This window comes from Citrobacter sp. CK188 (assembly GCF_030333525.1).
GTDB lineage: Bacteria > Pseudomonadota > Gammaproteobacteria > Enterobacterales > Enterobacteriaceae > Citrobacter_B > Citrobacter_B koseri.
In genome coordinates this window covers 204,105-229,148 of sequence record NZ_JAOWFU010000033.1, presented here as the reverse complement: position 1 = coordinate 229,148, position 25,044 = coordinate 204,105, and the positions used below count along the sequence as shown (strand labels likewise).

The following is a 25,044-nucleotide window of genomic DNA, read 5'->3' as shown; positions in this document are numbered from 1 at the left end:
AAAACTAAACCCCCGGTTAGCACAAAAAGTCTATAAAAAGACGAAAAAGTCGTTTTGTCATTTTTTGCGACTTATCCCCTGCTCACCGCGAGGTCGTAAAAACGTCATTTACCTTTTCGCCGCCACATGACCGATCGGACAATTTCAGGTCTATTCATTAAGCACAATTGAGGTTATGTTATTACATAACTTTTAGTGAGAAGGGTAATCATCAGATGAAAGTCAGAAACATATTCGCCATATCACTGGCTGCCTCGTCGTTCAGTTGCCTGGCATTCAAATCGCCGCCCAACGTAGTACCCGGTACGGCTCCTGATAACGTTCGCACACTCGAAAGTAAGATTCTGGGAAGTTTTTACAGTCAGCATGGTACTGAGCCGCAGACAACATTTTTGGGAACCTGTGACGCTTCACCCGTTCCAGGTTGTTCATGCCCGTTTTGCACAATGCTCCGTAGCCACATCCGCTGATGGGCTAATCGTCTGAGCCACTGGCAGATGCGCATCTTCCCCGTCTGGAGACTTGCGAAATATCGTCTTAGTCCTCTGCGAGTTCGACATTCAAAAAACAAGTTCGAATGCTAATAACAAAAAACGGGAACCCTCAGGCTCCCGTTCTTGTTTAACCCAGAAACTGGATTACATATTTGCGATGATCGCGTCGCCAAATTCGGAACATTTCAGCAGCTTAGCGCCTTCCATCAGACGTTCGAAATCGTAAGTGACGGTCTTCGCGGCAATCGCGCCTTCCATCCCTTTGACGATCAGATCTGCGGCTTCGAACCACTGCATGTGGCGCAGCATCATCTCAGCAGACAGAATGATGGAGCCCGGGTTAACTTTATCCTGGCCCGCGTACTTCGGCGCAGTACCGTGAGTCGCTTCGAACAGCGCGCACTCGTCACCGATGTTCGCGCCCGGCGCGATACCGATACCGCCAACCTGCGCAGCCAGAGCGTCAGAGATGTAGTCGCCGTTCAGGTTCATACAGGCAATCACGTCGTACTCAGCCGGACGCAGCAGGATCTGTTGCAGGAACGCATCGGCGATCACGTCTTTAATCACGATCTCTTTGCCGGTGTTCGGGTTCTTGATTTTGACCCACGGGCCGCCGTCGATCAGCTCACCGCCGAATTCATCACGCGCTAACTGGTAGCCCCAGTCTTTAAACGCGCCTTCGGTGAACTTCATGATGTTGCCTTTGTGAACCAGGGTCACAGAATCACGGTCGTTAGCGATGGCATACTCAATCGCCGCACGCACCAGACGTTTGGTCCCTTCTTCGGAACACGGCTTAATACCGATACCACAGTGTTCAGGGAAGCGAATTTTCTTCACGCCCATCTCTTCACGCAGGAATTTGATCACTTTCTCGGCATCCGCAGAGTCGGCTTTCCATTCGATACCTGCATAAATATCTTCAGCGTTTTCGCGGAAGATGACCATATCGGTCAGTTCAGGGTGTTTAACCGGGCTTGGGGTGCCCTGATAGTAACGAACCGGACGCAGACACACGTACAGGTCGAGTTCCTGACGCAGCGCCACGTTCAGGGAACGAATACCGCCGCCGACCGGGGTAGTCAGAGGGCCTTTGATGGCCACGCGATAATCACGAATCAGATCCAGGGTTTCAGCAGGCAGCCAGACATCCTGGCCATAAACCTGAGTGGATTTTTCACCGGTGTAAATTTCCATCCAGGAGATTTTACGCTCGCCTTTATAGGCTTTCTCGACAGCGGCATCGACCACTTTGAGCATGGCTGGGGTTACATCAACACCGATACCGTCGCCTTCAATGAACGGGATAATCGGATTTTCAGGAACGTTGAGTTTGCCGTTTTGCAGGGTGATCTTCTTACCTTCCGCCGGAACAACTACTTTGCTTTCCATTCACCTCTCCTTCGAGCGCTTCTGGTTTGCTCGTCTGTCATCACGCTGCATGTGCGTTTGCGTCCTGCGACACGGATGCATTAGAGCAACTTTTTTGTTAATGATTTGTAATGAGCGTGTCAATACTACCCTATTGTTTGCTGCCATGAAAGACACTCGTTATTAGGCTATAATGCGGCAATTGATAAGCCCTGAAAATACCATGCAAAAAACTTCTTTTAGAAATCACCGGGTTGAGCGATTCAGCTCACGACAAGTCACTAAGCGGCGGAAAGAAAACCAGCCAAAACGCGTGGTTTTGTTCAATAAACCTTACGATGTTTTGCCGCAATTTACGGATGAGGCCGGGCGCAGCACATTAAAAGACTATATTCCTGTCCAGGGCGTCTACGCAGCAGGTCGTCTGGACAGGGACAGCGAAGGTCTTCTGGTGCTCACCAACGATGGCGCATTGCAGGCTCGTCTGACGCAGCCCGGCAAACGTACCGGTAAGATTTATTACGTTCAGGTTGAAGGCGAACCCACCGCAGAAGCGCTGGAAGCCCTGCGCAATGGCGTGACGCTCAATGATGGCCCCACTCTGCCTGCGGGTATTGAGGTGGTGGACGAACCCGAATGGCTGTGGCCGAGAACGCCACCGATTCGCGAACGAAAAAGTATTCCCACCCGCTGGCTCAAAGTGACCTTATATGAAGGCCGTAACCGTCAGGTACGGCGTATGACGGCGCACGTCGGCCACCCTACGCTGCGACTGATCCGCTACGCAATGGGCAACTACACGCTGGATAATCTTGCCAACGGCGAATGGCGAGACGCTACCGATTAAGGAAAAACCATGTTCAAACCGCACGTCACCGTCGCCTGCATCGTCCATGCAGAAGGTCAATTCCTCGTGGTGGAAGAGACCATTAACGGCAAAGCGCTCTGGAATCAGCCAGCCGGACACCTGGAAGCCGACGAAACGCTGGTGGAAGCCGCCGCGCGCGAACTCTGGGAAGAGACAGGGATTACCGCGCAACCCCAGCACTTTATTCGTCTGCATCAATGGATCGCGCCGGACAACACGCCGTTCCTGCGTTTCCTGTTTTCCATTGAACTTACCAGAATGTGCGCCACTGAACCTCACGACAACGACATTGACTGCTGTCGCTGGGTCAGCGCCGACGCGATCCTCAACGCCCCCAACCTGCGTTCGCCGCTGGTTGCCGAGAGCATTCGTTGCTGGCAGAACGGGCAACGTTATCCGCTGGCGATCATCGGCGAATTTAACTGGCCGTTTACAGAGGGTGTCAAGTAAAAGGGCTGCGTGATAGAATACGCCGCCTTGAAGTTCAATGTCGTGAGTATTCCAATGTCAGAAAGCCCAAAAAAAGTGATCGTCGGCATGTCCGGCGGTGTCGACTCCTCCGTTTCCGCCTGGCTGTTGCAACAACAGGGCTACCAGGTAGAAGGCCTGTTCATGAAGAACTGGGAAGAGGACGACGGTGAGGAATATTGCACAGCGGCAGCCGACCTGGCTGATGCGCAGGCCGTTTGCGACAAACTTGGCATTGAACTGCATACCGTAAACTTTGCCGCAGAATACTGGGACAACGTTTTTGAACTCTTCCTGGAAGAGTACAAAGCGGGCCGCACGCCAAACCCGGATATTCTGTGTAATAAAGAGATCAAATTTAAAGCCTTCCTCGAATTTGCCGCTGAAGATCTGGGCGCTGATTATATCGCCACCGGTCACTACGTCCGTCGCGCGGATGTGGACGGCAAAAGCCGCCTGCTGCGCGGGCTCGACGGTAACAAAGATCAGAGCTACTTCCTTTACACGCTCGGCCATGAGCAGATCGCCCAAAGCCTGTTCCCGGTCGGTGAACTGGAAAAACCGCAGGTACGCAAAATTGCCGAAGACCTCGGTCTGATCACCGCGAAGAAAAAAGACTCTACCGGCATCTGCTTTATCGGCGAACGTAAATTCCGCGAGTTCCTCGGTCGCTATCTCCCGGCGCAGCCAGGAAAAATCATCACCGTAGACGGCGACGAAATCGGTCAGCACCAGGGGTTGATGTACCACACGTTGGGACAACGTAAAGGTCTGGGTATCGGCGGCACCAAAGAAGGCACCGAAGATCCGTGGTACGTGGTCGATAAAGATGTCGAGAACAACATTCTGGTTGTCGCTCAGGGTCATGAGCATCCACGTCTGATGTCCGTCGGCCTGATTGCCCAACAGCTTCACTGGGTCGATCGCGAACCGTTTAGCGGCACCCTGCGCTGCACGGTGAAAACCCGCTACCGCCAGACCGACATTCCGTGCACCGTGAAAGCGCTGGATGACGAACGCATTGAAGTGATTTTTGATGAGCCGGTAGCCGCAGTAACGCCGGGTCAGTCGGCTGTCTTTTATAACGGAGAAGTGTGCCTCGGCGGCGGTATTATCGAGCAGCGCCTGCCTCTGCCGGTATAATTATTCTCTATAACTGATACAAGGAAGCAGTGATCGTGGCAAAGAATTATTATGACATCACCCTCGCACTGGCAGGTATTTGCCAGTCAGCACGCCTGGTGCAACAGCTGGCGCACCAGGGGCACTGTGATGCCGATGCGCTACACGTTTCACTGAACAGCGTTATCGATATGAACCCCAGCTCTACGCTGGGCGTATTCGGCGGCAGCGAAGCGAACCTTCGCCTCGGTCTGGAAACCCTGCTAGGCGTCCTGAATGCCAGTAGCCGCCAGGGGCTGAACGCAGAGCTGACGCGCTATACGCTGAGCCTGATGGTGCTGGAGCGCAAACTGTCAGCCGCCAAAGGCGCGCTGGACATGCTGGGCGAGCGCATTAACGGCTTACAGCGTCAGCTTGACCATTTTGACCTGCAATCAGAAACGCTGATGAGCGCGATGGCCGGTATTTATGTCGATGTCATCAGCCCGCTGGGGCCGCGCATTCAGGTGACGGGCTCACCCGCCGTGCTGCAAAGCCCGCAGGTGCAGGCAAAAGTTCGCGCCTCGCTTCTGGCCGGTATCCGTGCCGCAGTGCTCTGGCACCAGGTCGGCGGTGGCCGCCTGCAATTAATGTTTTCTCGTAATCGCCTGACCACTCAGGCAAAACAAATTCTTGCTCATTTAACCCCGGAGTTGTGATCTATGGAATTATCCTCACTGACCGCCGTTTCCCCTGTCGATGGACGCTACGGCGATAAAGTCAGCGCGCTGCGCGGGATTTTCAGCGAATACGGTTTGCTGAAATTCCGTGTACAGGTTGAAGTACGCTGGCTGCAAAAACTGGCCGCGCACGCAGCGATCAAGGAAGTTCCTGCTTTTGCTGCCGACGCAAACGGTTTCCTGGATACGATCGTCGCGAACTTCAATGAAGAAGATGCCGCGCGTATCAAAACCATTGAGCGCACGACGAACCACGACGTGAAGGCTGTTGAGTATTTCCTGAAAGAAAAAGTGGCGGATATCCCGGAACTGCATGCGGTTTCAGAGTTCATCCACTTCGCCTGTACTTCTGAAGACATCAACAACCTGTCTCATGCGCTGATGCTGAAAACCGCGCGCGACGAAGTGATCCTGCCGTACTGGCGTCAGTTGATCGACGCAGTAAAAGATCTGTCCGTTCAGTATCGCGACATTCCCCTGCTCTCCCGTACCCACGGTCAACCGGCTACGCCGTCCACGATGGGGAAAGAGATGGCTAACGTGGCTTACCGTATGGAACGCCAGTTCCGCCAGTTAAACCAGGTGGAAATCCTTGGTAAAATCAACGGCGCGGTCGGTAACTATAACGCCCACATTGCCGCTTACCCGGAAGTGGACTGGCACCATTTCAGCGAAGAGTTTGTGACGTCGCTGGGTATTCAGTGGAACCCGTACACCACACAGATTGAACCGCATGACTACATCGCAGAGCTGTTTGACTGCGTCGCGCGCTTTAACACCATCCTGATTGACTTCGATCGCGACGTCTGGGGTTATATCGCGCTCAACCACTTCAAACAGAGAACCATCGCGGGTGAAATTGGTTCTTCCACCATGCCGCACAAGGTTAACCCGATTGACTTCGAAAACTCCGAAGGCAACCTGGGCCTGGCTAACGCCGTACTGCAACACCTGGCAAGCAAACTGCCGGTTTCCCGCTGGCAGCGCGACCTGACGGACTCCACCGTGCTGCGTAACCTGGGCGTCGGTATTGGCTATGCGTTGATCGCGTATCAGTCCACCCTGAAAGGCGTAAGCAAACTGGAAGTGAACCGCGATCGTCTGCTGGATGAACTGGATCACAACTGGGAAGTGCTGGCAGAGCCGATCCAGACCGTAATGCGCCGCTACGGCATTGAGAAACCGTACGAGAAGCTGAAAGAGTTAACGCGCGGCAAACGTGTTGACGCCGAAGGCATGAAGCAGTTTATCGACAGTCTGGCCCTGCCGGAAGAAGAGAAAACGCGCCTGAAGGCGATGACCCCGGCCAACTATATTGGTCGCGCCATCACTATGGTTGACGAGCTAAAGTAATCCCCCCTGCCGGATAGCGATGCTAACGCATCTTATCCGGCCGATATTCAGCGCCCCCAATGCCGGAGACTCATCCGGCATAACTCTCCCCCCGGTTTACGAAATGTTTATCCCCGCCGCAACACAATCAGCGTTAGACTGCGAATGAAAAAAATAAACAATTTAAAAAAACATATATTTATAACAATATCAAAAAGTTGGGGAATGTACTCATCGGACAATAGCAGACAATATCAGGTATTTTATCGCCCCTAAAGTTGCCCCTAACCTACTATTTGCCCCCAGATCCGCCCCCAAAATCCATACCGAAAACCAATAAAAACCCTGTCGAAGCAGGGTTTGAAAATAATCAGTTTATAAATTCAGGCAGCAGCAGTAACACCAAGCAATTTAGAGATCTTTGCTATACCTTTAACGAATGCCATCCCAGTAGTGCTCATAACCGTCGGCCAGTTTCGGCAACACCTCGCCGGTTATGCGGTCTGTTTTGTACGACCACATATGGGCCTCTCGCGCTACCTTCTTGCAGCGCGGGTGAATGATTATCTCGTCGAAGCCACGAAGATGTGCGATCCCGTCCTCAACGCTTCCCTGCCACTTCTCGGCGGCTGAGATTTTGAAACCCTGCCGCTTGAGATAGCTGATTGTCTCAGGGCGCGCCGAGTCGGCTGTAATGGGCCATTCACGCGACCCGGGGATTGTGTCGTATAGCTCCGGCATGTGGTCCAGCTCTGTTTGCTGACCGTATGCTTCATATTCGATGTACAGCCTGTTATGCAGAATGAATGAACGCACCAGCGTGTTCGGGTCTTTGGCAAAACTGAAGTCGACGCCGAAGAACAAGCGCTCGGCCTCTTTCCAGAGATTATCTGAGAATTCGGCGACCCGGTATTTACCGGCCAGAACCTGTTTATCCAAGTTTTCCAGGTAAGTCCCTTCCCACACCCAGTCATAGGTAGCAGGGTCGAGTCGGCGCTGGTCGTTCAGGCGTTCTCCTTCGAGCACGTCGGGGAATCACGGGTTATCCGTATAGTTCACATCTCAACGGTGATGCAGTCGTCACCTGCTTCTTTGCGGAAAAGCTTGTCAGTGGCGCTACCGTCGCGCTCCGGGTTCCACGTCACCCAAATCTCTGAGCCTTCTTCGCGCACTGTTGGGCTGAGTTTCAGCCAAGCTATTTCACTGACTGATTCAGCTTCATCAAACTCCGCAGGCGTCAGCAAGTCTTTGCTGGCTTCCCACAATTTTCAGCGCCCTATAAATAACCAAATTCATGACGCATTCCTCAAGTGGTAATTAATAATGAAAAAAAATAACTAAAATTATACAATCAATCCATAATATTTGTTATTTTACTTTCTATAACCACGGTTATAAATTGACTGTATGAAAACCTTCGCAGAACGATTAATCGCCGCTATGACCGCCACTGGCTTGTCCCAAGGACAGCTAGCTGAACGTGTTGGACTCTCACAACCGGCGATTCAAAAAATGACATCAGGAAAGACAAATGGCAGCCGTAAAATGGTTGAGCTTTCGCGCGCGCTAAGCGTCAGACCAGAATGGCTAAGCGCAGGAAGCGGACCGATGCGTCATGAAGACAACACCCCCCCCAGAGAAAGAATGGGGGAAAATTGACTCATGGGACAGAAATACGCAGCTTCCTGAAGATGAGGTGGAGATCCCTTTTTTGAGAGATATAGAGTTTGCTTGTGGTGATGGCAGGGTTTCTGACGACGATTACAACGGTTTTAAGCTGAGGTTTTCAAAAGCTACTCTGCGCAAGGTAGGAGCTAACACCGACGGTTCAGGTGTTCTATGTTTCCCCGCCAGAGGAAATAGTATGGAACCTAATATTCCTGATGGCACTACGGTCGCTGTAAATACGAAAGATAAAAAAATCATTGATGGGAAAATGTATGCCATCAACGAAGATGGGTGGAAAAGAATTAAACTGCTTTATCGCACAGGACCCGAGATGATCAGCATTCGCAGTTACAATAGTGCTGAGTATCCATCTGAGGATAAAAATCTAGGAGATATAGAAATTATAGGCAGAGTTTTTTGGTGGTCAGTTTTAGACTATTAACACAGACATGGGACACCCCAAATGGATGCATTTAAAAACAGGTTAAAACTTCATAGTGAGCATGTTAAAAACGTTGGACTGCATTGCACTACTGAAGAAACAACAAAACAGGCACTAATTTTACCTTTTTTGGATATTCTCGGTTTTAGTCCATACGATCCACAAAAAGTAAAAGCTGAATACGGTGCTGATTTTCCTGGGGTGAAAGCTAATGAGCGGGTTGACTATGCCTTGTTTTGTCAAGGGATTCCAGTCATGTTCATTGAGGCCAAAGCCTATAAAGAAAAAATTGATAATCACTGCCCACAGCTATCAAGATATTTTAACTCAACCCCAGAAGTGACAATCTCAGCCATAACCAATGGAGTTGAGTGGCGGTTTTTTACTGATCTAAAAGAGAAGAACATTATGGATCCCACTCCATTCTTAAAAATAAGAATGGATGAAGTTACGGACGCCGATGCCGAGCAACTATTTAGATTTAGGCATGATAAGTTCAAACCAGAAGCCTTAAGAACTCTCGCAGAAGAAAGCGTATACCTTTCCGCTTTTACTAAAACAATAAGTTCAAGCCTTCGAGAAGTTGACCAGGAATTTGTTAGATATGTAGCAAGCAGATCGAATGTAGAAAGGCAATTGAACCAAAGATTTCTTGAGTCGATAACTCCATTAGTTAAACAAGCAGTAGAATTATCAGTAAGTGCCATGGTAGTTTCTGGGCTATCAGGAAAAAACTCAACAGAATCCCCGAACGATGAAGTTCATGATGATAACGAACAAGAAAAGTCTGACGCACAGGCGGATGTTGTAGATCCCGATAATCCTAATATTGTCACGACTTATAAAGAAAGGCAGCTCTTTGATAAAATCGTATCCATCATTGGATCTGAGCACGACATTCAATACAAAGACACTGCATCGTACTTCGGTGTTCTCTTCCAGGGTAAAACGAACCGCTGGATAGTTCGCTACTATGATAAGAAATCAAAATCATCGATCCAGCTACCTATAGAATTGAATGACATAACAATTAATGAAATCTCTAGAGCAGGGTTAACCTGCGATGCTTCAAGAATTTACATGGATAATCCTGAAGATATTTTGAGGATATCGGGATTGGTTCTTGATTCATTTGAGTACGTAAAAAACGACGAAAATTTCCGCAAGAAGTAAGAACATAACCGGCCTTATGGCCGGTTTCTTCCTCCCCATCCTAAAGCAACCAATCCACTTCTGCTATCCATGCCCCAATTTCATAAAATGAAATTCTCTTTGTTATCATGAATATATAACTTAATTATTATAACTATAAGTTAAGTTACGGGCATTGCAGATAACCATGGTTATCCTTAATCCATCGCGAAACACTAAGCACATAAGACTTCTAATTCTCAGCAGGCCGGCTTTATTAATGAGGAAACCAAGCTGGAAATCCGCGTACGCCCTGACCTTGAAATCGACATCGGCGCGGACCTGAAGACTATCAGCATGTGGAACAGGCCTGAGCGCTGCCATGTACTGCGAAACCGCAGCACTGGACCAGTTTTTCTGGGTATTCGTCAACAAAGACGAGAACTACCACTGGATCGCCATCGTCGAAGCATCCGAAGAATTGCTGAAACTCGGCATGCTGGAATACCGCAAAGCAATGCGCGCCATAGCGAACGGGTTCGACACAGGCGAATGGCTGGCACCGATTACCAAAGATTACGCCGAAGAACTCAATGATTTTGATGTCCGCCGCCTTGAAGCGCTGCGCGTACAGGCATAAGGGGGAAATCATGGAAAACACAAATATTGTTACCACTGAGCAGCAGGCACCAAACACCATTTCTGCCAGTAACGCGATTTTTAACGTACAGACGCTGGGCCAGTTAACCGCGTTCGCAAATCTGATGGCCGATTCCCAAGTGACTGTACCAGCGCACCTTGCAGGAAAACCAGTCGACTGTATGGCTATCGTGGTGCAGGCTATGCAGTGGGGCATGAACCCATACGCGGTGGCGCAAAAAACGCATCTGGTTAACGGTGTTCTTGGATACAAGGCGCAACTTGTCAACGCGGTAATCTCCAGTTCCAGTGCCATTCATGGCCGTTTTCATTACCGTTAACACCCTGAAACGAGTCGTGGGCGAGAACACACGCCTGGTTGATATTCAGCACGCAGATATTCTGAATTACCGCAAAGAACTCCTGACCGGGGAAGTTTTCAACCCTTCAATGCCAAACCGCATCAAAAATGGGCGCGCGCCCTCAACAGTCAATAAACAGATGGCTGTTTTATCAGAAATGCTGAAGCTTGCAAACCGAAGCCAGTTTATATTGCATGCTCCTTATGAAGGAGTGTCGCGACTCAAGTTATCTAAAAATGATCCCGATCCACTTTTACTTCATGAGTACCAGGCACTGATAGCCGCCCTTCCCCGTAGCCAGGCATTAATCATCATTATTGCAGTACATACAGGGATGAGGCCCCCACGGGCGAGGGAGTATGAAAAAAGTCATTTAATTTCATAACGCTGGTTTCAATCCACACAATCAGCGTTAAACTACTAATACCGTTAATTTAGGGAGAAAAGATGATGCGCGTACTGGTTGTCGAAGATAATGCCTTATTACGCCACCACCTGAAGGTTCAATTACAGGATTTGGGGCACCAGGTTGATGACGCAGAAGATGCAAAGGAAGCCGATTATTATCTTAACGAGCATCTGCCGGACATCGCCATCGTCGATTTAGGCCTCCCGGATGAAGACGGGCTTTCGCTGATCCGCCGCTGGCGCAGCAATGACGTTTCCCTTCCTGTTCTGGTATTAACCGCCCGTGAAGGCTGGCAGGATAAAGTGGAAGTGCTGAGCGCCGGCGCCGACGACTACGTGACAAAACCGTTTCATATTGAAGAAGTGGTCGCGCGTATGCAGGCGTTAATGCGCCGCAACAGCGGTCTGGCCTCGCAGGTTATCTCTATTCCGCCTTTTCAGGTGGATCTCTCCCGCCGTGAATTGTCCGTAAATGATGAAGTGATAAAATTGACGGCGTTTGAATACACCATTATGGAAACACTGATCCGCAATAATGGCAAAGTCGTCAGCAAAGATTCGTTGATGCTACAACTCTACCCGGATGCGGAACTGCGTGAAAGCCATACCATTGATGTATTAATGGGGCGCTTACGCAAAAAAATTCAGGCGCGATATCCTGATGATGTGATTACCACCGTCCGTGGTCAGGGATACCTGTTCGAACTGCGCTAATGAATAAATTACTGCGTCATCTTTTTCCTTTATCGCTGCGCCTGCGCTTTCTGCTGGCGACGGCAGGCGTTGTGCTGGTGCTCTCTCTGGCCTACGGCATGGTCGCGCTGGTTGGCTACAGCGTCAGTTTTGATAAGACAACCTTTCGCCTGTTACGCGGTGAGAGCAACCTTTTCTACACCCTCGCGTCATGGCAAAACAATAAAATCAATATCGAGATCCCGGAAAATCTCGATATGCAAAGCCCCACGATGACACTGATCTATGATGAGAACGGCAAGTTGTTATGGGCGCAGCGCAACGTTCCCTGGCTGGAGAAACGTATCCAGCCGGAATGGCTGAAAGCCAACGGTTTTCATGAAATTGAAGCCGATGTCGATGCTACCAGCACATTGCTGAGTGAAGATCATTCCGCCCAACAGCAGCTCAAAGAGGTGCGGGAAGATGACGACGATGCGGAAATGACCCACTCCGTGGCGGTGAATGTCTATCCGGCTACCGCGCGGATGCCGCAACTGACGATAGTGGTTGTCGATACCATCCCCATTGAGCTGAAACGCTCGTATATGGTCTGGAGCTGGTTTATTTATGTTCTGGCGGCAAACCTGCTGTTAGTCATCCCGTTGCTCTGGGTCGCCGCATGGTGGAGTTTACGCCCTATCGAAGCGCTGGCGCGTGAAGTGCGCGAGCTGGAAGAACACCACCGTGAAATGCTCAACCCGGAAACCACGCGGGAACTGACCAGCCTGGTGCGCAACCTCAACCGGCTGCTAAAGAGCGAACGTGAACGTTATGATAAATACCGCACCACGTTAACCGATCTCACCCATAGTCTGAAAACGCCGCTGGCGGTATTGCAGAGCACCCTGCGTTCAATGCGCAGCGAAAAAATGAGCGTCAGCGACGCCGAACCGGTCATGCTGGAACAGATCAGCCGTATATCCCAGCAGATTGGTTATTACCTGCATCGCGCCAGCATGCGCGGAAGCGGCGTGTTACTCAGCCGCGAGCTACACCCCGTAGCTCCGTTACTGGACAATCTCACCTGCGCGCTCAATAAGGTGTATCAGCGTAAAGGGGTCAACATTAGCCTCGATATTTCGCCGGAAATCAGCTTCGTCGGCGAGCAGAATGACTTTGTTGAAGTGATGGGCAACGTGCTGGATAACGCCTGTAAATACTGCCTGGAGTTTGTCGAAATTTCAGCCCGGCAGACCGATGAGCATCTGCATATTCTGGTAGAAGACGACGGCCCGGGCATTCCGCAAAGCAAGCGTGATGTGGTTTTCGATCGCGGTCAGCGCATTGACACCCTGCGACCAGGGCAAGGCGTAGGGCTGGCGGTCGCCCGTGAGATCACTGAGCAATATGAAGGGAAGATCGTCGCCGGTGACAGTTTGCTCGGCGGAGCGCGGATGGAGGTGATTTTTGGTCGCCAGCACCCGATTCAGCGCGATGAATGACGCTGGCGTGTAATATTTATGTATGTTCTTCACCGCATGTCGTTAAGCATCCGTTATAATCGGTGTCAGATACCAGCCTGCAGATAATCAACATGGAATATCAATTAACACTTAACTGGCCCGAATTTCTTGAACGCCACTGGCAAAAACGCCCGGTGGTGTTAAAACGTGGGTTCAACAACTTCATTGATCCGCTCTCCCCTGACGAACTGGCGGGACTGGCGATGGAAAGCGAAGTCGATAGCCGTCTGGTCAGTCATCAGGATGGTAAATGGCAGGTCAGCCACGGCCCATTCGAGAGTTACGACCATCTCGGCGAGAACAACTGGTCGCTGCTGGTTCAGGCCGTAAACCACTGGCATGAACCTACCGCTGCGCTGATGCGCCCTTTCCGCGCGTTGCCGGACTGGCGTATTGACGATCTGATGATCTCCTTTTCCGTCCCTGGCGGCGGCGTGGGTCCGCATCTGGATCAGTACGATGTCTTTATCATTCAGGGAACCGGTCGCCGCCGCTGGCGCGTAGGCGAGAAGCTGCAACTGAAGCAGCATTGCCCTCACCCGGACCTGCTCCAGGTCGATCCTTTTGAAGCCATCATTGATGAAGAGCTGGAGCCCGGCGATATTCTGTATATCCCACCAGGATTCCCGCACGAAGGCTACGCGCTGGAAAACGCGATGAACTACTCGGTTGGTTTCCGCGCGCCGAATACGCGTGAACTGATCAGCGGTTTTGCCGACTACGTTCTGCAACGCGAGCTGGGCAGCACCTATTACAGCGACCCGGATATCCCGCCGCGCGAGCATCCTGCCGACGTTCTGCCGCAGGAGATGGACAAGCTGCGTGAAATGATGCTCGACCTGATCAATCAGCCTGAACACTTTAAACAGTGGTTTGGCGAATTTATCTCCCAGTCTCGTCACGAACTGGACATCGCGCCGCCGGAACCGCCGTATCAGCCGGATGAGATCTATGATGCGCTGAAACAAGGCGATGTGCTGGTGCGTCTGGGCGGCTTACGCGTCCTGCGCATTGGCGATGAGGTCTACGCCAACGGTGAGAAGATTGATTCTCCGCACCGCCCGGCGCTGGAGGCGCTCTCCAGTCACATCGTGCTGACCGCCGAGAATTTTGGCGATGCGCTGGAAGACCCGTCGTTCCTCGCAATGCTGGCCGCGCTGGTCAACAGCGGGTACTGGTTCTTCGAAGGGTAAATAAGTTATTGCGATTGAGCCTGATGGCAACGCGAACGCGTTTTATCAGGCCTACGCACGGTAGGCCTGATAAGCGAAGCGCCATCCGGCGCCATCACACCACGACACCATTACTGCTGCTTCGCAGTTAGCTCCGCAATACGCACAATCACCTGCACCGCTTTCTCCATCCCTTCCAGCGTCACAAACTCGTGCTTGCCATGATAGTTATAGCCGCCGGTAAAGAGGTTCGGGCACGGTAAGCCCATAAACGAAAGCTGGGCGCCGTCAGTGCCGCCACGAATCGGCTTCATATCCGGCACAATATCGCAGTCACGCATTGCCTGCTGTGCAATATCGAGAATATGTGGGTGTTCGACCACTTTCTCACGCATATTGTAATAGCTGTCTTCGATCACCAGCTCGATGTAGCAGTCCGGGTGCAGCCCCTTCCCGACCTTTTTAGCGATCTCCATCATTTTGCGCTTGCGGGCTTCAAACTGTTTGCGGTCGAAATCGCGAATGATGTAGTGCATATCCGCACGATCAACGGTGCCTTTCATACTCGCCAGATGGTAGAAGCCTTCATAGCCTTCAGTCGTCTCCGGGCTCTCATCCGCCGGAACCTCGGCATGAATACGCGCCGCCAGCGACAGCGCATTCACCATCACGCCCTTCGCCGTACCGGGGTGTACGTTATTGCCCACGATTTTGATATTCACGGAGGCCGCATTGAAGTTTTCAAACTCCAGCTCCCCTACGCCGCCGCCATCAACGGTATAAGCCCACTGCGCGCCGAAAGCCTCAACGTCAAAATGTTTCGCCCCTTTTCCGACCTCTTCATCCGGCGTAAAGGCCACGCGAATATCACCGTGCGGAATGTCTTTCTGTTTCAGTACCGCCAGCGCGGTCATGATTTCCGCCACGCCCGCTTTGTCGTCAGCGCCCAGCAGCGTTTTCCCGTCAGTGGTGATCAGCGTCTGCCCCAGCAGTTGATGCAGAACCGGGAACATCACCGGCGACAGCACCTCATCGCCGATCCCTAGCGCAATATCGCCACCACGGTAGTTTTCCACAATCTGCGGATTCACATTTTTACCGCTGAAATCAGGTGAGGTATCCACATGAGAGATAAAACCAATCGCGGGGATATCGCCAGCAACGTTGGCTGGCAGCGTCGCCATGACGGTCCCTTTGTCACTTAACGTGACATTCACCAGCCCCATTTCTTCAAGCTGTTGTTTGAGCAAATGTAATAATTTCCACTGGCCCTCAGTGCTGGGCACTTGCCGTACGCCCGCCTTTGATTGGGTATCCAGCGACACGTAGTGTAAAAAACGCTCAAGTAGTTTATCCATGCAGTCACCCTCACTTTTCGTGACAACATTATTAATAAGCAAGAAAAGACAAATATTGCGTCAGGTCACTTTTATCCCTGCAAACGAGAATATTTCGCGTAGACACTTTTTCTGACTATAAAGCTAAGCCAGTAATTCGCAACAAGGATTGGCGATTTTAGCGGTTTGCCGTAGAATGACCGCCCTCATTAAGAGTCACCAAGGTGGTTAACCACAAACCCCGCATCGGTCAGCCATCCGTTGCGTCTACATGGGACAGAGTAAAAAATTGAATAAACAACCGCGTTCGCTTTCACCGCTGGTACAACTGGCGGGAATTCGCAAAAGCTTCGACGGAAAAGAGGTCATTTCTAATCTGAATCTGACCATCAATAACGGCGAATTCCTCACGCTGCTTGGCCCCTCTGGCTGCGGTAAAACAACCGTTCTGCGCCTGATTGCCGGTCTGGAAAATGTTGATGCCGGTCATATTATGTTGGATAACCAGGACATCACCGACGTTCCAGCGGAACACCGCTATGTGAACACCGTCTTTCAAAGCTATGCGTTATTCCCCCACATGACCGTATTTGAAAATGTGGCTTTCGGTTTACGCATGCAGAAAACCCCCGCCGCCGAGATTACCCCTCGCGTCACCGACGCTCTGCGCATGGTGCAACTGGAAGAGTTTGCGCAGCGAAAGCCGCATCAGCTTTCCGGCGGGCAGCAGCAGCGTGTGGCCATCGCCCGCGCCGTCGTCAATAAACCGCGTTTATTGCTGCTGGATGAATCCCTCTCCGCGCTGGATTACAAGCTGCGAAAGCAGATGCAGAACGAACTGAAAGCGTTGCAGCGTAAGCTGGGCATCACTTTTGTGTTCGTTACGCACGATCAGGAAGAAGCGCTAACCATGTCTGACCGTATCGTGGTGATGCGCGACGGCATTATTGAGCAGGACGGCACGCCGCGAGAAATCTATGAGGAACCGAAAAACCTGTTCGTCGCCGGATTCATTGGCGAAATCAACATGTTTAACGCCACGGTAATTGAACGTCTCGACGAACAACGCGTACGCGCCAATGTAGAAGGACGCGAGTGCAATATTTATGTTAACTTTGCCGTCGTTCCTGGTCAGAAACTGAACGTACTGTTACGCCCGGAAGATCTGCGCGTTGATGAAATTAACGATGATAACCACATTGAAGGTCTCATTGGCTACGTGCGCGAGCGCAACTACAAAGGCATGACGCTGGAATCCGTCGTCGAACTGGAAAATGGCAAAATGGTGATGGTCAGCGAATTCTTCAATGAAGACGATCCTGACTTCGACCACTCTCTCGACCAAAAAATGGCCATTAATTGGGTAGAAAGCTGGGAGGTCGTACTGGCTGATGAAGAACACAAGTAAATTCCAGAATGTGGTGATTGTCACTGTCGTTGGTTGGCTTGTGTTGTTTGTCTTTCTGCCCAACCTGATGATTATTGGTACCAGCTTTTTGACCCGTGATGACGCGAACTTCGTCAAAATGGTCTTTACGCTGGATAACTACGCTCGTCTGCTCGATCCGCTCTATTTTGAGGTCTTGCTGCATTCCCTCAATATGGCGCTCATCGCCACCTTCGCCTGCCTGGTGCTCGGCTATCCCTTTGCCTGGTTTCTGGCGAAACTGCCGGAAAAAGTGCGTCCGCTGCTGCTGTTTTTGCTGATCGTACCGTTCTGGACCAACTCGCTGATCCGTATTTACGGCCTGAAAATTTTTCTCAGCACCAAGGGCTATCTCAACGAGTTCCTGCTGTGGCTGGGTGTGATTGACGCCCCGATCCGCATCATGTTCACGCCGGGCGCGGTCATTATCGGTCTGGTCTATATCCTGCTGCCGTTTATGGTGATGCCGCTCTACTCCAGCATTGAAAAACTGGATAAGCCGCTGCTGGAGGCCGCCCGCGATCTGGGCGCCAGTAAATTGCAGACCTTTATTCGCATTATTATTCCACTGACCATGCCGGGGATCATCGCCGGATGTCTGCTGGTGATGCTGCCGGCGATGGGGCTGTTCTATGTCTCTGACCTGATGGGTGGAGCAAAGAACCTGCTGATTGGTAACGTTATTAAGGTTCAGTTCCTGAACATTCGCGACTGGCCGTTTGGCGCAGCCACCAGCATTACGCTGACGATTGTGATGGGCCTGATGCTGCTGGTTTACTGGCGCGCATCGCGGCTGCTGAATAAGAAGGTGGAACTCGAATGATCGGTCGACTGCTTCGTGGCGGTTTTATGACCGCTATCTACGCGTACCTGTATATTCCAATCATCATCTTGATTGTGAACTCCTTTAACAGTTCGCGCTTTGGCATCAACTGGCAGGGCTTTACCACCAACTGGTACAGCCTGCTGATGAATAACGACAGCCTGTTGCAGGCGGCACAGCACTCGCTGACGATGGCGGTGTTCTCGGCCACCTTTGCCACGATCATCGGCTCGCTAACGGCAGTGGCGCTGTATCGCTATCGTTTTCGCGGTAAACCGTTTGTCAGCGGCATGCTGTTCGTCGTCATGATGTCGCCGGATATTGTAATGGCGATTTCACTGCTGGTGCTGTTTATGCTGCTCGGCATCCAGTTGGGCTTCTGGTCGTTGCTGTTTTCGCATATCACCTTTTGCCTGCCCTTCGTGGTCGTTACCGTTTACTCGCGCCTGAAAGGGTTTGACGTGCGGATGCTGGAAGCGGCAAAAGACCTTGGAGCCAGTGAAGTCACGATTTTGCGTAAGATCATTCTGCCGCTGGCAATGCCTGCGGTCGCGGCTGGCTGGTTGCTCAGTTTCACCCTGTCGATGGATGACGTGGTGGTTTCGTCATTCGTCACCGGGCCTGGCTATGAGATTCTGCCATTGAAAATTTACTCAATGGTAAAAGTCGGCGTTTCGCCGGAAGTTAACGCGCTGGCAACGATTTTGTTGGTTCTGTCGCTGGTTATGGTCATCGCCAGCCAGCTTATTGCTCGTGATAAAACCAAGGGCCGTTGAGGCCCACTATTCAGGGGACGTTAAATGAAAAAATGGTCACGCCACCTGCTCGCGGCGGGTGCTCTGGCACTGGGCATGAGCGCCGCTCACGCTGATGACAACAACACGCTCTATTTCTACAACTGGACCGAGTATGTTCCACCAGGACTGCTGGAACAGTTCACTAAAGAGACGGGCATTAAGGTTATCTATTCGACCTACGAGTCGAATGAAACCATGTATGCCAAGCTGAAAACGTATAAAGACGGCGCCTACGACCTGGTGGTGCCTTCCACCTATTACGTCGATAAAATGCGTAAAGAGGGCATGATCCAGAAGATCGACAAAACGAAGTTAACCAACTTCCACAACCTCGATCCTGAAATGCTCAACAAACCGTTTGACCCGAATAACGACTACTCCATCCCGTATATCTGGGGCGCAACGGCAATTGGCGTTAACAGCGACGAAATTGACCCGAAAACCGTCACCAGTTGGGCTGACCTGTGGAAGCCTGAGTATAAAGGCGGCCTGCTGCTGACTGACGATGCGCGTGAAGTGTTCCAGATGGCGCTGCGTAAGCTGGGTTACTCCGGCAACACCACCGATCCTAAAGAGATTGAAGCGGCGTATAACGAACTGAAAAAACTGATGCCAAATGTGGCGGCGTTCAACTCCGACAACCCGGCTAACCCGTATATGGAAGGCGAAGTCAACCTGGGGATGGTGTGGAACGGTTCTGCGTACGTTGCACGTCAGGCGGGGACGCCGCTTGAGGTTATCTGGCCGAAAGAAGGCGGTATTTTCTGGATGGACAGCCTTTCTATTCCGGCGAACGCCAAAAACAAAGAAGGCGCGCTGAAGCTGATCAACTTCCTGCTGCGCCCGGATGTGGCGAAAGAAGTGGCGGAAACCATCGGTTATCCGACGCCGAACCTGGCCGCACGTAAGCTGTTAAGCCCTGAAGTGGCAAATGATAAATCACTCTACCCTGATGCCGACACCATCAACAAAGGGGAATGGCAGAACGACGTGGGTTCCGCCAGTGCTATCTATGAAGAGTATTATCAGAAGCTGAAAGCGGGACGCTAATTCAGCGTTGTAAAAAATGCCCGATAGCGCTGCGCTTATCGGGCCTGGACAAATGCGAACCGTAGGCCGGATAAGGCATTCGCCGCCATCCGGCAAAAAAATCACAGTCCTTTCAATAATTTCTCAATAAACACCGGTACGACCTGGCTTGCCGGGCCATAATATTTCTCTTCAAACTCGCTGCCAACCTGGCTTGGTTCAAGGTTTAGCTCGACCGTATGCGCGCCGTGCAGGCGGGCCTCATGCACAAACCCGGCCGCCGGATAAACATGCCCGGATGTTCCGATAGCGATAAACACATCCGCCATCGCCAGCGCCATATAGATCTCATCCATGCCAAGCGGCATTTCACCAAACCACACGACGTGCGGGCGAAGCGAAGCCGGGAACTGGCAGCAATGGCACTTATCGTCTGAGGTCACATCGCCCGTCCAGTCCAGAATTTGCCCGCTCTGGGAGCAGCGCACTTTCAACAGCTCGCCGTGCATGTGAATGATATTCTTGTTGCCCGCGCGTTCATGCAGATTATCGATATTTTGCGTCACCAGCAGGAAACGATCGCCCAGCGCCTCTTCCAGTTTTGCCAGCGCAACATGCGCCGGGTTGGGCTGAATCTCAGGCCGCTGCAACTGCTGACGGCGGGCGTTGTAAAATGACTGAACCAGTTCTGGATCGCGGGCAAACCCTTCCGGGGTCGCCACATCCTCTACCCGATGCTCTTCCCAGAGACCATCAGCGGCGCGAAATGTACGAATGCCGGATTCGGCAGAGATTCCCGCTCCAGTAAGAACTAATACTCTTGGTTTTTCCATCATTTCCGGCACCACTCTGTCTCTGAAAAAGATTCGCTGACGCAGGCGTTCACGCAAATGGCGTTTGTTTTTACGAAAACGGCTTAATCGATGAGCCCGACGCGACTGCATAACAACCTCTTTTGATTAATCGGTAAGATGTAAGAAGGCAGCGCCGCGCATCCCGCCCGCATCACCGTGTCGCGCCCGTTCAATACGCGGTACACGAGCAACAGGAAGGAGATGACGTGGCAACCTGTCTGCCAGTTGCGTTGTTATAGCAGTGAAGTTTGATAATCCTCCCCCAATCACCACCAGATCGGGATCGACGATCGTGAGGATATTCCCCAGGCAGACCGCCAGTAAATCCAGGTAACGTTCAACATGCGCACGCGCGCGTTCATCACCTTGCTCCCACAAAGCAATAATCTCCGGCGCCTGTAGAGGTTGATGATAGTAATGCTGATACAGCCACGCAAACCCGCGGCCGGAAAGATAATTTTCGATGCAGCCCAGTTGACCGCAGCCGCAGCGACGCAGAGGAAAATCGAACCCCATCAGGGTGAGCGCATCGACAGGCAAACGCATATGACCAAACTCGCCGGTAATATAGCTGCGACCGGTGATCGGCTTACCGTTGAGCACCAGTCCGCCGCCTACGCCCGTCCCGAGGATAAGCCCCATGACCAGCGGATACTGCGTGAACTCATCATCCCAGGCTTCCGACAGTGCAAAGCAGTTCGCGTCGTTATCCAGGCGAACATCACGATCCAGCCGGGCGCTGAGATCGGCGCGGAGCGGTTTACCGCTGGCGGCCGGAACATTGGCGGCATACAGCGTTCCGTCTTCCGTTTCCGGCATCCCGGGAATACCAATGCCCACGGAGCCTTTTACGTCAAACTGCTGGTCGGCTTCCGCCACCAGATCGCAGACCGCCGTTAAAAAAGCCTCATAGCCTTCGCGTGGCGTCGGTACGCGTTTTTCCCAGCGCAAACGTCGCTCGTTATCAAACACGCCTAAGGCAATTTTTGTCCCGCCAATGTCAAACCCGTAATGCATCACGCACCGCTCCTTGTTCTTATGTACTGCGACTACTGGCCGCTTAACACTCTCGCGGGGTCAATATTGCTGGCGCGTCGCGCCGGATACCAGCTCGCCAACAAGCTCAGCAACAATGCCGTAACCAGTACGTAAATAACGTCCAGCCAGTGTAATTCGGATGGCAGGAAGTCGATAAAATAGATGTCTCCAGAAAGGAACTGATGCCCTATCAGCTTTTCGATGCCTTCGATAATAGGGGTCAGTTGCAACGAGACGACCACGCCAATCGCCACACCGCACAGACTGCCGAGCAGACCCGCCAGCAGCCCATACCAGACGAAAATGGCGCGGATTAGGCCATCTTTCGCCCCTAAGGTTCTTAATACCGCGATATCGCCGCTCTTATCTTTTACCGCCATCACCAGCGTCGAAACGATGTTGAAGCAGGCCACGCCGATCACCAGCACCATCGCCAGATACATGATGGCGCGGATCATCTGAATATCATGGTACATATAGCCGTAAGTACCGATCCAGCTCTTAATGTAAACGTAACTGTCGGTCACTTCGCCAGCGTCCCGAACCAATTTATTGGCGTTAAAGACATCGTTGACCTTAATCGCGATGCCGGACACGCTGGCCCCCATATCCAGGTACTGCTGCGCGTCTTCCATAGGGATCATGGCAAAGCTGTGATCGAGCTGACCGCTCAGTTGCAGAATCCCCGTCACATGCAGACGTACTCGCTTAGGCTGCTGCAATTTATGATCGGCGCTGGCATTGGGGATCATGATCGACACCCAGTCGCCCTGCTTCACTTTCAGCGCATCGGCAACGCCCTTGCCAATGATGATCTGCTGCTCGCCCGCCCTGAAGTTATCCCAGGCATGGTTTTGCACAAACGACGGCAGCGCGCTCAAGCGCTGTTCCTGTTCCGGGTCCACGCCCTTCACCTGGATTGCGCGCAGATTCGCCCCGCTCTCCACCAGCCCGGTAAAGTTGATATAGGGCGCTGCCGCTGCAATCCCCTGTACGTGCTGCACTTTTTCCAGCGCTTCGCGCCAGTGAGTCCACGGCTGATTCACCGCTTCAATTTCACCATGCGGCACCACGGCCAGAATACGGTTGTTCAGCTCGCGCTCAAAACCGTTCATCGCGCTTAAGCCGACAATCAGTACCGCCACGCCCAGCGCGATGCCGATAGTCGAGATAACGGAAATCAGCGACACCATACCGCCGCGTCGACGACCACGACTAAAGCGCAAGCCAATCAATAACGATAAAGGCGAAGCCATTACTCAGCTCCCATCAGGCTCAGTTCTGCCGTCAGCAGACCGTCGCGCATTTCAAGCTGACGGCTCATTCGCTTCGCCAGCTGCAAATCGTGAGTCACTACCAGAAACGCCGTTCCCTGAGCGCGATTGAGTTCACCCAGAAGCTGGAAAATACTGTCGGCATTGCGCGCATCCAGGTTGCCGGTCGGTTCATCCGCCAGCACCAGGCGCGGATTGTTGACCAGCGCTCGGGCGATGGCGACACGCTGACGCTCGCCGCCGGAAAGTTCGGATGGACGATGGTTAGCACGGTGATCCAGCCCCACCGCCTGCAACATTTCACGCGCCCGCTCGGTAATTTCAGCCGGTTTTTTCTTGCCGATCAGCAGCGGCATCGCGACGTTTTCCAGCGCGGTGAAATCCGGCAGCAGGTGATGGAACTGATAAATAAAGCCAAGCTTCTGGTTGCGCAGTTCCGCTTTCGCCGCCGACGAGAGTTTGCTCATCGGCTGGCCGCTAAAAATGACATCGCCCGACGTCGGCGTATCCAGGCCGCCCAGCAGGTGCAGGAGCGTACTTTTCCCGGAGCCGGAGCTGCCGACAATCGCCATCATTTCGCCTTCGCCAATGCTGAAGCTGACATCGTGCAGCACGTCGGTTTGCACGGAGCCTTCCTGATAGCGTTTGCACAGGTTGTCGCATTGCAACAGGATCTTATTCATAACGTAAAGCCTCAGCGGGTTGGGTGGCGGCAGCGCGCCAGGAAGGATACAGCGTGGACAATAACGCGATGGCCATCGCCACCAGCGCAATAACAACAACCTGTAGCGGTTCAATCGCCACCGGCAGCGCAGCGCCATCCAGGAATGCACCAATGATCGGCATCAGGTTATTCAGTTGGCTGGCCAGCAATGCGCCCAGCACTGCCCCCAGCAGCGCGCCGATAATCCCGGCGCTGGCGCCCTGAACCATAAACACCATCATGATCTGGCGCGGCGTCAGCCCCTGGGTTTGTAAAATAGCCACTTCGCCCTGCTTCTCCATCACCATTAAACCTAACGAAGTAATAATATTAAACGCCGCCACGGCGACAATCAGGCTTAACAGCAAACCCATCATGTTTTTTTCCATGCGCACGGCCTGGAACAGCTCGCCTTTTCGCTCACGCCAGTCCTGCCATTTCGTCCCCTCCGGCAGCGTCTGCTGGCTGAGGGTATCCACCTTCAGCGGCTCATTAAGCCACAAGCGCCAGCCGGTGATATTGCCCGCCGGGTAGCGCATCAGGCGCGACGCATCCTGAATATTGGTCAGCATCTGGTAGCCATCCACTTCGCTGTTCGCCGCGAAGGTGCCAATCACCGTAAACAGGCGCTGGCTCGGCAGCCGTCCCATTGGCGTGAACTGGCTGGCGGAAGGCACCATCACGCGAATTTGATCGCCGCGATTGACGCCCAACTGCCCGGCAAGCTGCTCGCCGAGGATGACATTATACTTGCCCGCTTCAAGAGAGGTTTGCTTCACATTGACCAGAAACGGCGTTAGGGGATCTTTTTGCGCCGGGTCGATACCCAGCATCACGCCCACGGCGACGCTACGCGCGCTTTGCAGCACGACATCTCCCGTGGTAAGCGGCGCGATACGGTTGACGCCATTCAACGTAACCGCTTTTTCGGGTATCTGCTGTGGATTAAGGGAGCCCTGCTCAGACGAGAGAATTGCCTGCGGCATCAGGCCAAGGATGTTGTTTTGCAGTTCACGTTCAAAACCATTCATCACCGACAATACCGTGACCAGCGCCATCACCCCGAGAGTAATGCCAATGGTGGAAAGCCAGGAGACGAAACGACCGAAACGATCTGCTGCACGCCCACGCATATAACGCAGGCCAATAAATAGAGCGACAGGTTGGTACATGAAATCCGTCTGGTTGCTGTTAGCAAAGCCCTGAGTATATAAGCGAAAGCGGAATGGGTAAATGACTGAACCGTAAGTGTTCGTCAGCGTAATTCTGAAAAGTATCAAGAAATCAACTTCCTGAAGATACCTGCCTTGATACTCACCCTTGACCCTGATCTTTATCTTAAAAAAATAAAATACAGAATGTTACG

The 25,044-nt window shown here is 52.2% G+C and carries 23 protein-coding genes and 3 pseudogenes; 18 read left to right on the top strand and 8 right to left on the bottom strand.

Features of this window, described 5'->3' with window-relative positions:
• Positions 1-638: 638 nt before the first annotated feature.
• On the bottom strand, positions 639-1,889 hold the full coding sequence (icd, locus tag OGV67_RS12645; RefSeq protein WP_047457457.1) for an NADP-dependent isocitrate dehydrogenase: 1,251 nt from the start codon (positions 1,887-1,889) through the stop codon (positions 639-641).
• A gap of 172 nt (positions 1,890-2,061) precedes the next feature.
• Here icd and rluE point away from each other — a divergent pair, with 172 nt between their 5' ends.
• Genes rluE through purB form a run of 5 tightly spaced genes read left to right on the top strand, consistent with a single transcriptional unit; the run spans position 2,062 to position 6,398 of the window.
• Entirely contained in the window at positions 2,062-2,715 is a 654-nt protein-coding gene (rluE, locus tag OGV67_RS12640; RefSeq protein WP_012132700.1) for a 23S rRNA pseudouridine(2457) synthase RluE, read from the top strand.
• A gap of 9 nt (positions 2,716-2,724) precedes the next feature.
• Complete coding sequence (locus OGV67_RS12635; RefSeq protein WP_012132701.1) at positions 2,725-3,186, top strand: NUDIX hydrolase; 462 nt, start codon at positions 2,725-2,727, stop codon at positions 3,184-3,186.
• 54 nt (positions 3,187-3,240) lie between these two features.
• Complete coding sequence (gene mnmA / locus OGV67_RS12630) at positions 3,241-4,347, top strand: tRNA 2-thiouridine(34) synthase MnmA (RefSeq protein ID WP_024130406.1); 1,107 nt, start codon at positions 3,241-3,243, stop codon at positions 4,345-4,347.
• A gap of 35 nt (positions 4,348-4,382) precedes the next feature.
• Complete coding sequence (gene hflD, locus OGV67_RS12625) at positions 4,383-5,024, top strand: high frequency lysogenization protein HflD (RefSeq protein WP_024130407.1); 642 nt, start codon at positions 4,383-4,385, stop codon at positions 5,022-5,024.
• A gap of 3 nt (positions 5,025-5,027) precedes the next feature.
• The gene (gene purB, locus OGV67_RS12620) at positions 5,028-6,398 is read left to right on the top strand and encodes an adenylosuccinate lyase (RefSeq protein ID WP_012132704.1); all 1,371 of its coding nucleotides are present in this window, start codon (positions 5,028-5,030) and stop codon (positions 6,396-6,398) included.
• Between the two features lie 411 nt (positions 6,399-6,809).
• Here purB and OGV67_RS12615 read toward each other — a convergent pair.
• Positions 6,810-7,600: pseudogene (locus OGV67_RS12615) on the bottom strand (PBSX family phage terminase large subunit); the annotation flags it as partial.
• 184 nt (positions 7,601-7,784) lie between these two features.
• Between OGV67_RS12615 and OGV67_RS22160 the strand changes: the two are divergent.
• The 9 genes and pseudogenes from OGV67_RS22160 to roxA all read left to right on the top strand — a co-directional run bounded on the left by OGV67_RS22160 (position 7,785) and on the right by roxA (position 14,418).
• Entirely contained in the window at positions 7,785-8,036 is a 252-nt protein-coding gene (locus OGV67_RS22160) for a helix-turn-helix domain-containing protein (protein ID WP_502873434.1), read from the top strand.
• Entirely contained in the window at positions 7,993-8,487 is a 495-nt protein-coding gene (locus OGV67_RS12610; protein WP_502873433.1) for a S24 family peptidase, read from the top strand. The genes OGV67_RS22160 and OGV67_RS12610 overlap by 44 nt, the downstream gene beginning before the upstream one ends.
• Before the next feature lie 21 nt (positions 8,488-8,508).
• Positions 8,509-9,660: a type I restriction endonuclease gene (locus tag OGV67_RS12605; RefSeq protein ID WP_110494337.1), complete on the top strand. Its 1,152-nt coding sequence runs from the start codon at positions 8,509-8,511 to the stop codon at positions 9,658-9,660.
• Between the two features lie 234 nt (positions 9,661-9,894).
• Positions 9,895-10,258, top strand: a pseudogene (locus tag OGV67_RS12600) (RecE family exodeoxyribonuclease); the annotation flags it as partial.
• A pseudogene (locus OGV67_RS12595) lies at positions 10,221-10,595 on the top strand (recombinase RecT); the annotation flags it as partial. The pseudogenes OGV67_RS12600 and OGV67_RS12595, both read left to right, overlap by 38 nt.
• Positions 10,576-11,004 carry a site-specific integrase gene (locus tag OGV67_RS12590; RefSeq protein ID WP_115614858.1) on the top strand — a complete coding sequence of 143 codons (429 nt, stop codon included), beginning with the start codon at positions 10,576-10,578 and terminating at the stop codon, positions 11,002-11,004. The pseudogene OGV67_RS12595 and the gene OGV67_RS12590, both read left to right, overlap by 20 nt.
• Positions 11,005-11,069: 65 nt before the next feature.
• The gene (phoP, locus tag OGV67_RS12585) at positions 11,070-11,741 is read left to right on the top strand and encodes a two-component system response regulator PhoP (RefSeq protein WP_024130426.1); all 672 of its coding nucleotides are present in this window, start codon (positions 11,070-11,072) and stop codon (positions 11,739-11,741) included.
• The gene (gene phoQ, locus OGV67_RS12580) at positions 11,741-13,204 is read left to right on the top strand and encodes a two-component system sensor histidine kinase PhoQ (RefSeq protein ID WP_012132787.1); all 1,464 of its coding nucleotides are present in this window, start codon (positions 11,741-11,743) and stop codon (positions 13,202-13,204) included. The genes phoP and phoQ overlap by 1 nt, the downstream gene beginning before the upstream one ends.
• A gap of 92 nt (positions 13,205-13,296) precedes the next feature.
• Positions 13,297-14,418: a [50S ribosomal protein L16]-arginine 3-hydroxylase gene (gene roxA, locus OGV67_RS12575; protein WP_047457471.1), complete on the top strand. Its 1,122-nt coding sequence runs from the start codon at positions 13,297-13,299 to the stop codon at positions 14,416-14,418.
• A 110-nt stretch (positions 14,419-14,528) separates the two neighbouring features.
• Here roxA and pepT read toward each other — a convergent pair whose 3' ends face one another.
• On the bottom strand, positions 14,529-15,755 hold the full coding sequence (gene pepT, locus OGV67_RS12570) for a peptidase T (RefSeq protein ID WP_047457474.1): 1,227 nt from the start codon (positions 15,753-15,755) through the stop codon (positions 14,529-14,531).
• A 250-nt stretch (positions 15,756-16,005) separates the two neighbouring features.
• Here pepT and potA point away from each other — a divergent pair, with 250 nt between their 5' ends.
• From potA to potD, 4 genes are read left to right on the top strand one after another with little or no spacing between them, the layout of a single operon-like run.
• Positions 16,006-17,142, top strand: coding sequence for a spermidine/putrescine ABC transporter ATP-binding protein PotA (gene potA / locus OGV67_RS12565; protein WP_012132791.1), 1,137 nt, complete (start codon positions 16,006-16,008; stop codon positions 17,140-17,142).
• Positions 17,126-17,983, top strand: a complete 858-nt coding sequence (gene potB / locus OGV67_RS12560; protein ID WP_049011765.1) for a spermidine/putrescine ABC transporter permease PotB — start codon at positions 17,126-17,128, stop codon at positions 17,981-17,983. Before potA ends, potB begins: the two co-directional genes overlap by 17 nt.
• Positions 17,980-18,759, top strand: coding sequence for a spermidine/putrescine ABC transporter permease PotC (gene potC, locus OGV67_RS12555; RefSeq protein WP_012132793.1), 780 nt, complete (start codon positions 17,980-17,982; stop codon positions 18,757-18,759). The genes potB and potC overlap by 4 nt, the downstream gene beginning before the upstream one ends.
• 24 nt (positions 18,760-18,783) lie before the next feature.
• Positions 18,784-19,830 carry a spermidine/putrescine ABC transporter substrate-binding protein PotD gene (potD, locus tag OGV67_RS12550; RefSeq protein WP_071258216.1) on the top strand — a complete coding sequence of 349 codons (1,047 nt, stop codon included), beginning with the start codon at positions 18,784-18,786 and terminating at the stop codon, positions 19,828-19,830.
• Positions 19,831-19,931: 101 nt separating this feature from the next.
• Here the strand turns inward: potD and cobB are convergent, their stop codons facing one another.
• The 5 genes from cobB to lolC are packed head-to-tail and all read right to left on the bottom strand — an operon-like array spanning position 19,932 to position 24,850.
• The gene (cobB, locus tag OGV67_RS12545; RefSeq protein WP_115609374.1) at positions 19,932-20,753 is read right to left on the bottom strand and encodes a Sir2 family NAD+-dependent deacetylase; all 822 of its coding nucleotides are present in this window, start codon (positions 20,751-20,753) and stop codon (positions 19,932-19,934) included.
• Positions 20,754-20,768: 15 nt separating this feature from the next.
• Positions 20,769-21,680: an N-acetylglucosamine kinase gene (gene nagK, locus OGV67_RS12540; RefSeq protein WP_058669012.1), complete on the bottom strand. Its 912-nt coding sequence runs from the start codon at positions 21,678-21,680 to the stop codon at positions 20,769-20,771.
• Positions 21,681-21,712: 32 nt separating this feature from the next.
• Positions 21,713-22,957, bottom strand: coding sequence for a lipoprotein-releasing ABC transporter permease subunit LolE (gene lolE / locus OGV67_RS12535; RefSeq protein WP_058669011.1), 1,245 nt, complete (start codon positions 22,955-22,957; stop codon positions 21,713-21,715).
• Positions 22,957-23,658 (bottom strand): lipoprotein-releasing ABC transporter ATP-binding protein LolD, encoded by a 702-nt coding sequence (lolD, locus tag OGV67_RS12530; RefSeq protein ID WP_012132798.1) that lies wholly within the window; start codon positions 23,656-23,658, stop codon positions 22,957-22,959. The genes lolE and lolD overlap by 1 nt, the downstream gene beginning before the upstream one ends.
• A complete protein-coding gene (gene lolC, locus OGV67_RS12525; RefSeq protein WP_181899693.1) occupies positions 23,651-24,850 on the bottom strand; it encodes a lipoprotein-releasing ABC transporter permease subunit LolC in 1,200 nt (399 codons plus the stop codon). The genes lolD and lolC overlap by 8 nt, the downstream gene beginning before the upstream one ends.
• Between the last annotated feature and the right edge of the window lie 194 nt (positions 24,851-25,044).

Coding starts and splice junctions, on each gene's coding strand:
- OGV67_RS12605 (WP_110494337.1), top strand. CDS start 8,509: ATGGATGCATTTAAAAACAGGTTAAAACTTCATAGTGAGCATGTTAAA.
- potC (WP_012132793.1), top strand. CDS start 17,980: ATGATCGGTCGACTGCTTCGTGGCGGTTTTATGACCGCTATCTACGCG.
- OGV67_RS22160 (WP_502873434.1), top strand. CDS start 7,785: ATGAAAACCTTCGCAGAACGATTAATCGCCGCTATGACCGCCACTGGC.
- OGV67_RS12610 (WP_502873433.1), top strand. CDS start 7,993: ATGAAGACAACACCCCCCCCAGAGAAAGAATGGGGGAAAATTGACTCA.
- OGV67_RS12635 (WP_012132701.1), top strand. CDS start 2,725: ATGTTCAAACCGCACGTCACCGTCGCCTGCATCGTCCATGCAGAAGGT.
- pepT (WP_047457474.1), bottom strand. CDS start 15,755: ATGGATAAACTACTTGAGCGTTTTTTACACTACGTGTCGCTGGATACC.
- roxA (WP_047457471.1), top strand. CDS start 13,297: ATGGAATATCAATTAACACTTAACTGGCCCGAATTTCTTGAACGCCAC.
- mnmA (WP_024130406.1), top strand. CDS start 3,241: ATGTCAGAAAGCCCAAAAAAAGTGATCGTCGGCATGTCCGGCGGTGTC.
- cobB (WP_115609374.1), bottom strand. CDS start 20,753: ATGCAGTCGCGTCGGGCTCATCGATTAAGCCGTTTTCGTAAAAACAAA.
- potB (WP_049011765.1), top strand. CDS start 17,126: ATGAAGAACACAAGTAAATTCCAGAATGTGGTGATTGTCACTGTCGTT.
- icd (WP_047457457.1), bottom strand. CDS start 1,889: ATGGAAAGCAAAGTAGTTGTTCCGGCGGAAGGTAAGAAGATCACCCTG.
- potD (WP_071258216.1), top strand. CDS start 18,784: ATGAAAAAATGGTCACGCCACCTGCTCGCGGCGGGTGCTCTGGCACTG.
- rluE (WP_012132700.1), top strand. CDS start 2,062: ATGCGGCAATTGATAAGCCCTGAAAATACCATGCAAAAAACTTCTTTT.
- lolE (WP_058669011.1), bottom strand. CDS start 22,957: ATGGCTTCGCCTTTATCGTTATTGATTGGCTTGCGCTTTAGTCGTGGT.
- lolD (WP_012132798.1), bottom strand. CDS start 23,658: ATGAATAAGATCCTGTTGCAATGCGACAACCTGTGCAAACGCTATCAG.
- phoP (WP_024130426.1), top strand. CDS start 11,070: ATGCGCGTACTGGTTGTCGAAGATAATGCCTTATTACGCCACCACCTG.
- phoQ (WP_012132787.1), top strand. CDS start 11,741: ATGAATAAATTACTGCGTCATCTTTTTCCTTTATCGCTGCGCCTGCGC.
- purB (WP_012132704.1), top strand. CDS start 5,028: ATGGAATTATCCTCACTGACCGCCGTTTCCCCTGTCGATGGACGCTAC.
- nagK (WP_058669012.1), bottom strand. CDS start 21,680: ATGCATTACGGGTTTGACATTGGCGGGACAAAAATTGCCTTAGGCGTG.
- lolC (WP_181899693.1), bottom strand. CDS start 24,850: ATGTACCAACCTGTCGCTCTATTTATTGGCCTGCGTTATATGCGTGGG.
- OGV67_RS12590 (WP_115614858.1), top strand. CDS start 10,576: ATGGCCGTTTTCATTACCGTTAACACCCTGAAACGAGTCGTGGGCGAG.
- potA (WP_012132791.1), top strand. CDS start 16,006: ATGGGACAGAGTAAAAAATTGAATAAACAACCGCGTTCGCTTTCACCG.